We start from the raw sequence: 11,913 nt of genomic DNA on the forward strand, positions 1-11,913 counted from the left end.
TGGCCGGCGCCCGGAATCTCGCTTTCGATCACGAACTTCGGCATGGCAACCTCTCATTCTTGTTACTGATGACAGGGTCGGCAGACCCTGTTTGACAACTATCGCGCTGCTGGCCGAGGGCGTCCTGCCCGATCGTCGGCCAACCCTGTCCGATCGTCCGGAGGTTTTGCATTGGGGAAAAGAACAATGGCTCATGGTGCGAGACCTGTGAGCCATTGATTTGCACAGTTACGCGGCTGGCGCGGGGGCTTTGGCGTCTGCCTGGGCCTCTTCCAGCAGCTGCTGGATCATCTTCTCCTGAGTTTCATAGCGACCTTCTCCGAAGTGGGTGAAACGCACCTGCCCCTTGGCGTCGATCAAGTAGTGAGCGGGCCAGTACTGGTTTTCAAAGTTGCGCCAGATCGCGTAGTTGTTGTCGATGGCCACCGGATAGGTGATGCCCAGCTTCTTCACCTGATCCTTGACGTTACCGATGATGCGTTCATAGCCGTATTCCGGGGTGTGGACGCCAATCACCACAAGGCCATCCTTCTCGTATTTCTTTGCCCAGTCCTTCACGTAAGGCAGGGTGTTCTGGCAGTTGATGCAGTCGTAGGTCCAGAAGTCCACCAGGACGACTTTGCCTTTGAGCGAATCGTTGGTCAGCGCTGGCGAGTTGAGCCATTCGACGGCGCCGGACAGCGACGGCATCGCACCGTGGGCATTTTCCAGGCTCGTGTCGGCCTTGACCTTGGTGACCAGGTAATCCACCACTTTTGGCACGGTTTCCAGCACGCGTTTTTCGAGGCTGCTGACACCTTCGGACGAGGTGCCGGCCAGCAGTGTCTTGTCGGCGCCGGTGGAAATCCCCACCGCAGCGGCCAGGACAGCGAACCCGGCACCCCGACGCAGCCAAACGGTGACCGGAATCGACGCTTTCAAGCGATTGACCAGGCCGCGGCCGGCGAAAATCAAGGTCCCCAGCGACAATGCGCTGCCCAGGCCATACGCTACCAGCAAAAGACTGGTTTGCGCGTTGGCGCCTTGCAGCATGGCACTGGTGAGGATCACGCCGAGGATCGGCCCGGCGCACGGTGCCCAGAGCAGACCGGTAGCGACGCCGATCATGACCGAACCCAACGGACCGGACATCTTGCGGGTTTGCGGGTCGAGACGATTGCCCAACAATACGAATGGGCGCGCCAGCCAGTCACCGACCCGCGCCGAAATCAGCGACAGGGCAAACAGCCCCATTACGATCAGGGCAACGTGACGACCGGTGTTGTTGGCTTGAACCACCCATTCGCTGCTGACCACGGCCAGACTGGAAATCAGGGCGAAGGTCAGGACCATGCCGCCGAGGGTGAGCAGGATCGAGGAGCGCGTGCGGTCAACGCCGGCGAACAGAAACGGCACAACCGGGAGGATGCAGGGGCTGAGGACGGTCAATATGCCGCCCAGGAAAGCGATGAGGAACATGAGATCACCTTGAAAATAGAGTGAGCGACACACCGCGATCCACTGTAGGAGCGAGCTTGCTCGCGATGATCGTCAACGATTACGCGGGAAGACTGGATCTCCGCGGTGCTCTCAGGTTCATCGCGAGCAAGCTCGCTCCTACAGTGGATGCATGGTGTTCACAGAAACCGTGTTTGACCTCAGGCCGTCTGGTTATCCAGCAACTGCCCATGCGGCGTGCGGTCTGAGCCGTCCTGCACCAGCAAGGCATTGGCGCCCTGCCCGGTCACGGGCGTCAGTTGGAAGCAAGTGCTGCTGCCGCAGGTGTTTTGTTCAACGGCAGCGTTGGCGTGGGCAGCGGCGCCGGCCAGGGCGAAGGCCGTGGCGGTCAAAAAGCGCGTGAGGTTGTTCATGGCGTTTTTCCTGTAGTGGGAGTGGCAAGGACTCAGTTGTCTGAGTTGCAGTCAGCAAATTTGCGGTAATCCAGGACCTGGGTTTTGCCTTGGGAGTCCAGGTAGGTCAGCTGGGCGTCGACAATCCCGCAGGAATGGGTAGCGTCCTGTGTCAACGACACCACTTTCTTGATGTCCAGGTGCGTGCCGTAGTTGTAGGTTTTCGAGGTGACGTCTGCTTCGGCACGGGCCGACAAGGTGCAGATGTTCAGTGCGGCAAACAGGCAAGCGGCGTAGATGGCTTTGGTGTTCATGGCGATTTCCTCAAGGCTTCAATGGGTAGGTCGTTCAATTGAGCCGAGGCGGTTGGGTTTGCCTCGATGGAACCTATTAGAAGCCTGTGAGGTATCTCGTCTGTGTCGAAAACAGGTGCGTGTAAATCGGTACGTATCAAAGCGGCCTGCCGATACACAGCGATACAAAACCCTTGGAATCTGGTGTTTTTGCGTCCATGTGTATCCGCCGACACAGCGGATACACTGCAATACAAAGGGCGGCGGGCAAGCGGGCCAAGGCTCGATAGACTGTGCGTCATCCCCCATTTGAAGAGGCTTGGCCCCATGGAACACGTCGATCACATTCTCATCGTGGACGATGACCGCGAGATTCGAGAGCTGGTAGGCAACTACCTGAAGAAGAATGGCCTGCGCACCACCGTCGTCGCGGACGGCCGGCAGATGCGGGCGTTTCTGGAGACCACGCCGGTGGACCTGGTCGTGCTCGACATCATGATGCCGGGCGATGATGGCCTGATGCTGTGCCGCGAGATCCGCGCCGGCAAACACAAGGCCACGCCGGTACTGATGCTCACCGCCCGCAACGACGAAACTGACCGCATCATCGGCCTGGAAATGGGCGCCGACGATTACCTGGTCAAGCCGTTCGCCGCCCGTGAACTGCTGGCGCGGATCAACGCGGTGTTGCGCCGCACGCGGATGCTGCCGCCGAATCTGGTGGTTACCGAAAGCGGACGCCTGCTGGCCTTCGGTCGCTGGCGCCTCGACACCTCCGCTCGCCACTTGCTCGATGGCGACGGCACCATGGTTGCACTCAGCGGCGCGGAATACCGGCTATTGCGGGTGTTCCTCGATCATCCGCAACGGGTGCTCAATCGCGACCAGTTGCTGAACCTGACCCAGGGCCGCGACGCCGACCTGTTCGACCGCTCCATCGACTTGCTGGTCAGCCGCCTGCGTCAGCGCTTGCTCGACGACGCGCGCGAACCTGCCTACATCAAGACCGTGCGCAGTGAGGGCTATGTGTTTTCCCTGCCGGTGGAAGTCCTCGGTGCGCCATCATGAAGCGCTCGTTGCGCTGGCCTCGCACCCTCGCCTCGCGGCTGTCGCTGATCTTCCTGATCGGTCTGATTCTGGCGCAGGCGCTGTCCTTCGGCGCGCAGTATTACGAGCGTTACGAAACCGCGAAAACCACCATGCTCGGCAATCTGGAAACCGACGTCTCGACCTCCATCGCCATCCTCGACCGCTTGCCGGCCGAGGAGCGCATGAGTTGGTTGCAACAGCTGGACCGGCGCAACTATCGCTATTTGCTGGATGAAGGCTCGCCGGGCACGGCCATGAGTGACACACCGATTGCGGTGACGTCGATCAAGGACGCGATCGGCAAGGATTACCCGATGACCGTCACCGACATTCCCGGTCCGATCAAACACTTCCAGGTCCATCTGAAACTGGCCGATGGCAGCCCGGTGACTATCGACGTGCGCCCTTCGATGGTGCCGTTGTCGCCCTGGTTGCCCATCGTCTTGCTGGGCCAACTGTTGCTGATGATTCTCTGCACCTGGCTGGCCGTGAGAATCGCCATCCGCCCCCTCACCCGCCTTGCACAGGCCGTGGAAAACCTGGACCCCAACACCCACCCGGTGCATCTGGATGAAAAAGGTCCGACCGAAGTGGCCCACGCCGCCATGGCGTTCAACGCCATGCAGGCGCGCATCGCTGCCTATTTGAAAGAACGCATGCAACTGCTGGCCGCGATTTCCCACGACCTGCAAACCCCGATCACCCGGATGAAACTGCGCGCCGAGTTCATGGACGACTCCAGCGAAAAAGACAAACTCTGGAACGATCTTGGCGAAATGGAGCACTTGGTGCGTGAAGGCGTGGCCTATGCCCGCAGCGTCCATGGCGCCACCGAGGAAAGTCGCCGTACCGATCTGGATTCGTTCCTCGACAGCCTGGTGTTCGACTATCAGGACATGGGCAAGGACGTTCAACTCAGTGGCAAAAGCGACGCCGTCATCGACACCCGGCCGCACGCATTGCGCCGCGTGTTGGTAAACCTGACGGACAACGCGCTCAAATTCGCCGGCGCGGCGCAATTGCAGGTGGACTCGCAGCCAGGCGGCAGTTTGTCGGTGAAGGTGATGGACCGCGGCCCCGGGATCGCCGAGGCGGAACTGGCCCACGTGATGGAGCCGTTCTACCGCGTGGAGAATTCGCGTAACCGCAGCACCGGCGGAACCGGTCTGGGCCTGGCGATTGCCCAGCAACTGGCGCTGGCGCTCGGCGGGTCGTTGACGTTGAGCAACCGTGAGGGCGGCGGGTTGTGTGCGGAGCTGAGGTTGCCGGCTCGACCTCTGTAGGAGCGAGCTTGCTCGCGATGGACCAAAGAGCGCCGCGTTCATTCAGAAAAAACGCGTTATCGTTATCGTCCATCGCGAGCAAGCTCGCTCCTACACTTGATATGGATATTGCACATGGATGAAAACAGAAGACCCATCAAGACGCGTTCTGCGGGGTGGGCCAAACGCATCACCGATGTTCTGGTGAAAAAAGACTTCTCCCCCAATCAGATCTCCGTCGCCAGCATCGCTTTTGCGCTGGCGGGCATCTTGGCGCTCAATATCGATACCGGCATCATCGGGTCAATCCTCTGCGCGACCGGCATTCAGTTGCGCCTGCTGTGCAATCTCTTCGACGGAATGGTGGCGATCGAAGGCGGCAAGAAATCCGACATCGGCAGCCTCTACAACGAATTCCCGGACCGGATTGCCGACAGCCTGCTGATTGTCGGGTTGGGGTATGCCATCGGCTACCCGGACCTTGGCTGGTTTGCGGCACTGGCCGCGGCACTGACGGCTTATGTCAGGGTGTTTGGCGGTTCGATCGGTCTCAAGCAGAGCTTCATCGGCCCGATGGCCAAGCAGCACCGGATGGCCGTGATGACCGCAGGCCTTCTGCTGAACGCTGTCGAAGCGAGCGTTTATGGCAGTCATTACGTACTGTTGATCGCGCTGGTCATTGTCGCCATCGGCTCCGTCGCCACCTGCGCCACGCGAACGCTGGACATTTCCAGGCAACTGAAAGGTGCCCTCCATGTGGATCAGTAATGCGCTGATTTCTGTTCTTCGCTTTCTTATTGGCGTCACGGCGAGGTGGGAAAGCCCTCCAGATCTTTCACGCCAGCGCATCTATTTCGCCAACCACACCAGCCATATGGACACCCTGGCAATCATCGCCGCCCTGCCCCCCGAAGCCCGGGTGAATGTGAAACCGGTGGCCGCCGCTGATTACTGGGGCAAGAACCGGTTTCTGTCGTACATCTCTCAGAAAGGTCTGAATGCTGTGCTGATTGACCGCAACCCGGCGCCAGGCGTCAACGTGCTCGAGCCGATCTTCGATGTGGTGCGCGCCGGTCATTCGATCATCATTTTTCCGGAAGGCACACGATCCAGCCAGGCATTGCCCGGGGAATTCAAATCGGGCTTGTACCGGTTGAGCGAGACTTTCCCCGATGTCGACCTCGTGCCCATCTACCTGGAAAACCTGCACCGCTCCATGCCCAAAGGCAAACACGTGCCGCTGCCGATTATCTGCACGATCCGGATCGGCAACCCGTTGGAGCGGATTGCCGGCGAAGAAAAACAGGTGTTTCTGGAGCGCGCGCGTGACGCGATTGTGAGGCTGTCGAAATGAGTCTTGAAGCAAAGTTCCTGTGGTTCTTTTTTGCAATCGCCTGCCTGCTGGCGGTGGCGTCGCTTACCGGTCGACTGCTGGCCCGGCGAGCAAAAACGGAAAGCTCGGTCTCGACCATCGAAAACCTCAATCAGCGCGTGAATGCCTGGTGGGGGATGGTGATCATCTTCTTCGTATCCTATCAATTGGGTGGCCATGCAACGGTCGTGCTCTTCGGCTTCATTTCGCTGTTTGCGCTCCGGGAATTCATCACCCTGACACCGACCACCCGAGGCGATCACAACGCGCTGTTTTCGGCGTTCTTCATCCTGATTCCGCTGCAATATGTGCTGATCGGAACGCACTGGTATTCGATGTTCACGCTGCTGATTCCGGTGTATGCCTTCCTGCTGCTGCCGGCGATTGCGGTGCTGAGCCAGGACACCGAAGGCTTTCTGGAAAGGACCGCCAAGATTCAGTGGGGCGTGATGATTTGCATCTATTGCATCAGCCACGCGCCTGCGCTGTTGCTGCTGGATCTGGAAGGCTTCCAGGGCCAGAACGCGCTGCTGCTGTTCTACCTGGTGTTCGTCGTTCAGTTGAGTGATGTGTTGCAGTACGTGTTCGGCAAGCTGTTCGGCAAGCACAAGGTTGCGCCGCTGGTGAGTCCGTCGAAAACCGTGGAAGGCCTGGTGGGTGGCGGTTTGTCTGCCACGCTGATCGGCGGCTGCATGTTCTGGATGACGCCGTTCAGTTTCTGGCAGTCGCTGATGATGTCATTCGTCATCGTGGTGATGGGTTTCCTGGGGGGGCTGGTGATGTCGGCGATCAAGCGCAGCCTCAGCGCCAAGGACTGGGGCACCATGATCAAGGGCCACGGCGGCATGCTCGACCGGATGGATTCGATCTGCTTTGCAGCGCCGATCTTCTTTCACCTGACGCGGTACTTCTTCTCCGCCCAATAAGAACGGGCACCACCCATCCCCTGTGGGAGCGAGCTTGCTCGCGATGAGGCCGGCACATCCAACATCGATGTGACTGACACTCCGTCATCGCGAGCAAGCTCGCTCCCACAGGGTTAATAGGTGTTTGGGGGATTGCGTTCGATCAGGCGGCGACGCCAACCACCCCTTCCCCACGCATCTGCCGCAACAGCGCCGCCCCGCTGTCCAGGAAATCCTGCGAACCGGCTGTTCCTGCCTCGACGGCCAATCCTTCCAACTGCTCACGCCCGCTCAGCGCCGGAAACTCGCCGATCCGCTGCAACAACCGCCACGCCAACGGACTCAGCTCGGAAAACTTCACACTCCAATCCTCCTCCCGACGAACCAGCAGCAACGTTGGCTGAGCCGGTGTAGCGTCCGGTCGATAATCCGGGCCGACCAAGTGCACCGGCCAGGCATACGCCAACGGCAAGGCCAGCGGTGAAATCTGCAACGGTCGATCCAGCAGTGCCCCGGCATCGCTCGCCGGCAAGGGCTCGGCTTCGGACTGCTGCAACGCCATTTCGACCCATTCGTAATGCGCCAGCTCCACCATGAAGGGCGGCCACGGCCCGTCGCTCAGCGCTGGCGGCTGTGCGGCAAGAAACTCGACAAATTCCTGGGCGATCTCGCCGAATTTCGGCGTGCGCGCGCGGTAGTCCCGCAGGAAGATTCGCACCAGCGAACGCCAGTGCTCATCGCCGAGAATCTTGATCAGCACCGGAAAGGTGCCGCTGAGCAACATCGACAGGTTGTTGAAAATCAGGTCGCGATAAACCTGAGCCCGCGCCACATCCATTCCGGCCGACGGAGCGCAGTGATCAGGGTCGCGCAGGTAAAGCCCTAATGTGGTTTGCTGCTGAAACAGGCCTGATTTATCCACGGTTCACCGCCTCGGCCAGGCGGCGGATGGTCTGCAATTCGGCGAGCAGCTCCGCGAAAGCCGGGAAATTGAAGTCGCGCTCAAGCAGCGTCGGTTGCGCGCCGAATCGAGCGTATGCCTCGGCCAGCAACGACCAGACCGCCGGTTTCACCGACGCGCCGTGGGTGTCGATTTTCAAGGTGTCGGACTCATCGAAATGCCCGGCCACGTGCATCGCCACCACCCGGCCCGAATCGATACCGGCCAGAAAGGTCTGCGGATCGAAACCGTGGTTGATCGAGTTGACGTACACATTGTTGACGTCCAGCAGCAGGTCGCAATCGGCCTCGCGCAGCACCGCATTGGTGAACGTCAACTCGTCCATGTCTTGCTCTGGAGCCGCATAGTAAGAGACGTTCTCCACGGCCAGACGCCGACCGAGAATGTCCTGGGACTGACGAATGCGCGCGGCAACGTGATGCACCGCTTCTTCGGTAAAGGGCAGCGGCAACAGGTCGTAAAGGTGACCATCATCGCTGCAGTAGCTCAAGTGCTCGCTGTACAGCGGCACGTTGTAATGATCGAGAAAAACCCGAACCTCCTGCAAAAAACCGACGTCCAGCGGCGCCGGCCCGCCCAATGACAGCGACAAACCGTGACAGGACAACGGATACCGCTCGGCCAGCGCCCGCAATGCCGCGCCATGGGCGCCGCCGATGCCGATCCAGTTCTCCGGCGCGATTTCCAGAAAGTCGAAATCGCCCGCCGAGGCGGCCTGAAGGTCCTTCATTAAACCGCGACGCAGGCCAAGTCCTACGGTGGCTGCGGCTGCAGGCTTCAGGTCGTTTTCAGACAGGAGTGTGGTCATTGTTGTCCCCTTAAGGTGGATAGGGTGCCAGACGGCCTCAGCAGTTCATCGCAGGTTTGTATCTGGGCTGTGTTCGGCAGTGGCCCTGAGTTAGAGGACTCTGTATCGAAAAGGGAGCTAGATACAATGCGATACACACACCCCTGCAGGAGACGGGTAAGGCGCTTTCGTCGCTAGAGGCTGCGGGACACGGCACCCGGACTAAACTTAGAGCACTCAGGACGCACTCATCGTCCTGTTCATTCCCACGACCACCGCCCAGAGCTGAATACCTCGAACCACAATGCCCCTGAGCCGTGGTCCTGTTGAAGGAGCACACATAATGGACGAAGCCAGACTCAACGATTTCATGGGCAAACTGGTGAACGACATGGGCGGCGCGGCCATGCTCGCCAACGTTATCCTCGGCGAAGAGCTTGGGTTGTACCGGGCCATGGCCGACAGTCAGTTGATCAGCCCTGAAGCACTCGCCGACAAGACCGGATGCAACCCCCGCCTGCTGCGCGAATGGCTCAGCGCCCATTCCGCCTCCGGCTATATGGAACACATCGACGGCCAGTTCCGTCTGCCCGAAGAACAAGCACTGGCCTTGGCCATCGAAGACTCGCCGGTCTACATCGCCGGGGGTGTCGGGGTGGTCGCGTCGTTTTTCCATGATAAGGACAAACTGGTCAACGCCATGCGAGGAAACGGCGCCCTGGCCTGGGGCGATCACCATCCGTGCATGTTCAGCGGCACAGAACGATTCTTCCGCCCCGGCTACAAAGCGCACCTGATCGCCGAGTGGCTACCGGCCCTCGACGGCGTTGTCGCCAAACTGGAAGCGGGCGCCAAAGTCGCCGACATCGGCTGCGGCCATGGCGCATCGACGGTGATCATGGCCCAGGCGTTTCCGGATTCGCGGTTCGTCGGCTTCGACTACCACGCCCCCTCCGTCACCGTCGCCACTCAAAGGGCCGAGGAAGGAGGCGTGTCTGGCCGGGCACGATTCTTTCAGGGCACAGCCAAAAGCTACCCCGGCGACGACTACGATCTGGTCTGCTATTTCGACTGTCTGCACGACATGGGCGATCCGGTGGGCGCGGCAAAGCACGCTTATGATTCGCTGAAACCGGACGGCACGGTGCTGCTGGTGGAACCGTTCGCCAACGACAAGCTTGACGACAATGTCACCCCGGTTGGCCGGTTGTTCTACGCGGCCTCGACCTTTATCTGTACGCCGAACTCCCTGTCCCAGGAGGTCGGTCTCGGACTCGGTGCCCAGGCGGGTGAGGCGCGGTTGCGCAAAGTGTTTACCGAGGCGGGTTTCAAGACGTTCCGACGGGCCACGGAAACGCCGTTCAACTTGATTCTGGAGGCCCGCAAATAACTTAATGCAGGAGCACAGCTTGCTGGCGATGGCGTCCTTGAAATCGCCATCGCCAGCAAGCTGTGCTCCTACAGGGGTAAGCGGCAAATGCTACCCTGCACACACTCAAGATTTTCCGGAGTGGTGATCATGCTCGACAGCCGCACCCGCGAACAACTCGACCGGCTCCGGCAGCTCATGGCCGACCAACCGTTTGTGGTGCTGACCGGTGCCGGCATCAGCACCCCGTCGGGCATTCCGGACTACCGCGACAATCAGGGCGTACGGCGTGGCCGGCAACCGATGATGTATCAGGAATTTCTCTCTGCCCCGGAATCCCGGCGCCGCTATTGGGCGCGGGCGATGCTCGGCTGGCCGCGTGTGCGCCTGGCACAGCCGAATGTGGCGCACGAGGCGCTGGCCAGCCTGCAAAGCGCCCGACAGATCAGCGGGTTGATCACCCAGAACGTCGACACCTTGCACGATCAGGCTGGCAGCCATGACGTGATTGAACTGCATGGCAGTCTGCACCGGGTACTGTGTCTGGACTGCGGACAACGCAGCGAGCGCGATTCGATCCAGCAATTGATGGAAGCGCAGAACCCTTACCTGGCCGGTGTCGACGCGGTACAGGCACCGGATGGCGATACCTTGCTCGATTCGGCGTTCGAGGCGCGGTTTCAGGTGCCGCAATGCCCGCATTGCGCGGGTGAACGGATGAAACCGGATGTGGTGTTTTTTGGTGAGAACGTGGCACAGCAGACGGCGGCCAAAGCGATGGCTGCGGTGGAAAAAGCTGCGGGGTTGTTGGTGGTCGGGTCTTCGTTGATGGCGTATTCCGCGTTCCGGTTGTGCCGGGCGGTGGCGGATCAGGGCAAGCCGTTGCTGGCGATTAACCTGGGGAAGACACGGGCGGATGACATTCTGGATATGAAAATAGAAGCGTCCTGCGAACAGCTTTTGCCATTGCTGGCTCAGCGACTGACAAATTAGCAACTGAAGAAAATCAATAACTGTGGGAGCGAGCTTGCTCGCGATGAGGCCAGCACATTCAACATTAGTGTCGCCTGACACACCGCTATCGCGAGCAAGCTCGCTCCCACAGGAGACCGTCTTCAGTGCAGTGAAATTTGTAGCCCCAGGTTTTCCTCTTTAAGAATATCGAACAACGCTTGCGCCGCCGCCGACAGCTCAACCCCTGGCTTGGTCAACACGCCAATCGCCCTTTCCACCACCGGATCGCGCAAGGTAATACACCGCGCGCCCAACTCGCGCATCTGCCCGGCACACAATGCCGGCACCGCACTGACCCCAAGGCCGCTGGCTACCATCCTTCCGACCGTCGCCAGTTGATGACTTTCAAACTCCACCGGCAACTTCATCCCGCGCGCTTGCAGGTGCTCTTCCAGCATCACCCGCACCGTCGACGGTCGTTGCAAGGTAATGAACGGCTCCTTGAGCAGCGCTGGCCAATCAATGTCTTGCCGCTCAGCCAACAGAGAATCTTTTGGCACCACGGCAACGAAACGGTCGATATAGAGCGGCGTGAACGCCAGCGACGAACTCTGCGTCGGCTCAAACGCCACCCCCAGCTCGACCTGCCGATCACGCACCATTTCCAGCACCTGTTCGTTGATCACGTCATTTACTGTGACGTTGACCTTCGGATAGCGCGCACGAAACGTTTTCAGGATGGGCGGCAACAGGTTGCCGGCAAACGACGGCATCGCCGCCAGCGTCACCCGTCCGCGTTGCAGGGTAAAACGCTGGCGCAGTTCGTCCTCGGCATTGTCCCAGTCAGCGATCAGTCGACGGGCCAACGGCACCAGCGACTCACCTTCAGCGGTCAGCGCCACATTGCGCGTGTTGCGCGTAAACAGCCGCCCGCCCAGCCCCTCCTCCAGCGCCTTGATGGTCAGGCTCAGCGCCGATTGCGACAGGTGCAACCGCTCGCAGGCCACGGCAAAACTCAGGCTCTGGGCCACGGCCAGAAAGGCGCGGATTTGCTTGACTGTCATGACCTGTGACTCCAACGTAGTACGGACA

At 60.1% G+C, this 11,913-nt stretch carries 13 protein-coding genes and 1 pseudogene; 8 read left to right on the top strand and 6 right to left on the bottom strand.

All coding sequences use genetic code 11. The annotated features are described in order from the left end of the window. Nucleotides 1-228: 228 nt before the first annotated feature. Entirely contained in the window at nt 229-1,458 is a 1,230-nt protein-coding gene (locus tag ACYZT9_RS16400; RefSeq protein WP_462006473.1) for a cytochrome c biogenesis protein DipZ, read from the bottom strand. A gap of 65 nt (nt 1,459-1,523) precedes the next feature. Here ACYZT9_RS16400 and ACYZT9_RS16405 point away from each other — a divergent pair. After that, nucleotides 1,524-1,604 (top strand): annotated as a pseudogene (locus ACYZT9_RS16405) (outer membrane lipoprotein carrier protein LolA); the annotation flags it as partial. Nucleotides 1,605-1,637: 33 nt separating this feature from the next. On the opposite strand, the gene ACYZT9_RS16410 reads toward ACYZT9_RS16405, so the two are convergent. Next, the gene (locus tag ACYZT9_RS16410; RefSeq protein ID WP_462006474.1) at nt 1,638-1,850 is read right to left on the bottom strand and encodes a hypothetical protein; all 213 of its coding nucleotides are present in this window, start codon (nt 1,848-1,850) and stop codon (nt 1,638-1,640) included. A gap of 32 nt (nt 1,851-1,882) precedes the next feature. Next, nucleotides 1,883-2,143, bottom strand: coding sequence for a DUF2790 domain-containing protein (locus tag ACYZT9_RS16415; protein ID WP_462006475.1), 261 nt, complete (start codon nt 2,141-2,143; stop codon nt 1,883-1,885). A 306-nt stretch (nt 2,144-2,449) separates the two neighbouring features. Here ACYZT9_RS16415 and ACYZT9_RS16420 point away from each other — a divergent pair, with 306 nt between their 5' ends. From ACYZT9_RS16420 to ACYZT9_RS16440, 5 genes are all read left to right on the top strand, one after another. Continuing rightward, nucleotides 2,450-3,190, top strand: coding sequence for a response regulator (locus ACYZT9_RS16420; RefSeq protein WP_462006476.1), 741 nt, complete (start codon nt 2,450-2,452; stop codon nt 3,188-3,190). Continuing rightward, nucleotides 3,187-4,494 carry an ATP-binding protein gene (locus tag ACYZT9_RS16425; RefSeq protein WP_462006477.1) on the top strand — a complete coding sequence of 436 codons (1,308 nt, stop codon included), beginning with the start codon at nt 3,187-3,189 and terminating at the stop codon, nt 4,492-4,494. Before ACYZT9_RS16420 ends, ACYZT9_RS16425 begins: the two co-directional genes overlap by 4 nt. Before the next feature lie 114 nt (nt 4,495-4,608). Next, the gene (locus ACYZT9_RS16430) at nt 4,609-5,241 is read left to right on the top strand and encodes a CDP-alcohol phosphatidyltransferase family protein (RefSeq protein WP_462006478.1); all 633 of its coding nucleotides are present in this window, start codon (nt 4,609-4,611) and stop codon (nt 5,239-5,241) included. Further along, nucleotides 5,228-5,827 (top strand): lysophospholipid acyltransferase family protein, encoded by a 600-nt coding sequence (locus tag ACYZT9_RS16435; protein WP_462006479.1) that lies wholly within the window; start codon nt 5,228-5,230, stop codon nt 5,825-5,827. The genes ACYZT9_RS16430 and ACYZT9_RS16435 overlap by 14 nt, the downstream gene beginning before the upstream one ends. Next, nucleotides 5,824-6,771: a phosphatidate cytidylyltransferase gene (locus ACYZT9_RS16440; protein WP_462006480.1), complete on the top strand. Its 948-nt coding sequence runs from the start codon at nt 5,824-5,826 to the stop codon at nt 6,769-6,771. The genes ACYZT9_RS16435 and ACYZT9_RS16440 overlap by 4 nt, the downstream gene beginning before the upstream one ends. 142 nt (nt 6,772-6,913) lie before the next feature. Here ACYZT9_RS16440 and ACYZT9_RS16445 read toward each other — a convergent pair whose 3' ends face one another. Together ACYZT9_RS16445 and ACYZT9_RS16450 are read right to left on the bottom strand one after the other, a co-directional pair. Continuing rightward, a complete protein-coding gene (locus ACYZT9_RS16445) occupies nt 6,914-7,672 on the bottom strand; it encodes an HvfC family RiPP maturation protein (RefSeq protein WP_462006482.1) in 759 nt (252 codons plus the stop codon). Beyond that, nucleotides 7,665-8,519, bottom strand: a complete 855-nt coding sequence (locus tag ACYZT9_RS16450; RefSeq protein ID WP_462006483.1) for an HvfB family MNIO-type RiPP peptide maturase — start codon at nt 8,517-8,519, stop codon at nt 7,665-7,667. The genes ACYZT9_RS16445 and ACYZT9_RS16450 overlap by 8 nt, the downstream gene beginning before the upstream one ends. 322 nt (nt 8,520-8,841) lie before the next feature. Between ACYZT9_RS16450 and ACYZT9_RS16455 the strand changes: the two genes are divergently transcribed. Together ACYZT9_RS16455 and ACYZT9_RS16460 are read left to right on the top strand one after the other, a co-directional pair. Next, nucleotides 8,842-9,888, top strand: a complete 1,047-nt coding sequence (locus ACYZT9_RS16455; RefSeq protein ID WP_462006485.1) for a class I SAM-dependent methyltransferase — start codon at nt 8,842-8,844, stop codon at nt 9,886-9,888. 129 nt (nt 9,889-10,017) lie between these two features. Continuing rightward, nucleotides 10,018-10,860 (top strand): NAD-dependent protein deacetylase, encoded by an 843-nt coding sequence (locus ACYZT9_RS16460; protein ID WP_462006486.1) that lies wholly within the window; start codon nt 10,018-10,020, stop codon nt 10,858-10,860. A 122-nt stretch (nt 10,861-10,982) separates the two neighbouring features. Here ACYZT9_RS16460 and ACYZT9_RS16465 read toward each other — a convergent pair whose 3' ends face one another. Further along, nucleotides 10,983-11,885, bottom strand: coding sequence for a LysR substrate-binding domain-containing protein (locus tag ACYZT9_RS16465; RefSeq protein WP_462006487.1), 903 nt, complete (start codon nt 11,883-11,885; stop codon nt 10,983-10,985). Between the last annotated feature and the right edge of the window lie 28 nt (nt 11,886-11,913).

It is taken from the genome of Pseudomonas sp. ZT5P21, assembly GCF_054897785.1.

Bases quoted from the DNA above. Each gene is read 5' to 3' on its own strand.
- ACYZT9_RS16400 (WP_462006473.1), bottom strand. From the start codon at position 1,458: ATGTTCCTCATCGCTTTCCTGGGCGGCATATTGACCGTCCTCAGCCCC.
- ACYZT9_RS16410 (WP_462006474.1), bottom strand. From the start codon at position 1,850: ATGAACAACCTCACGCGCTTTTTGACCGCCACGGCCTTCGCCCTGGCC.
- ACYZT9_RS16415 (WP_462006475.1), bottom strand. From the start codon at position 2,143: ATGAACACCAAAGCCATCTACGCCGCTTGCCTGTTTGCCGCACTGAAC.
- ACYZT9_RS16420 (WP_462006476.1), top strand. From the start codon at position 2,450: ATGGAACACGTCGATCACATTCTCATCGTGGACGATGACCGCGAGATT.
- ACYZT9_RS16425 (WP_462006477.1), top strand. From the start codon at position 3,187: ATGAAGCGCTCGTTGCGCTGGCCTCGCACCCTCGCCTCGCGGCTGTCG.
- ACYZT9_RS16430 (WP_462006478.1), top strand. From the start codon at position 4,609: ATGGATGAAAACAGAAGACCCATCAAGACGCGTTCTGCGGGGTGGGCC.
- ACYZT9_RS16435 (WP_462006479.1), top strand. From the start codon at position 5,228: ATGTGGATCAGTAATGCGCTGATTTCTGTTCTTCGCTTTCTTATTGGC.
- ACYZT9_RS16440 (WP_462006480.1), top strand. From the start codon at position 5,824: ATGAGTCTTGAAGCAAAGTTCCTGTGGTTCTTTTTTGCAATCGCCTGC.
- ACYZT9_RS16450 (WP_462006483.1), bottom strand. From the start codon at position 8,519: ATGACCACACTCCTGTCTGAAAACGACCTGAAGCCTGCAGCCGCAGCC.
- ACYZT9_RS16455 (WP_462006485.1), top strand. From the start codon at position 8,842: ATGGACGAAGCCAGACTCAACGATTTCATGGGCAAACTGGTGAACGAC.
- ACYZT9_RS16460 (WP_462006486.1), top strand. From the start codon at position 10,018: ATGCTCGACAGCCGCACCCGCGAACAACTCGACCGGCTCCGGCAGCTC.
- ACYZT9_RS16465 (WP_462006487.1), bottom strand. From the start codon at position 11,885: ATGACAGTCAAGCAAATCCGCGCCTTTCTGGCCGTGGCCCAGAGCCTG.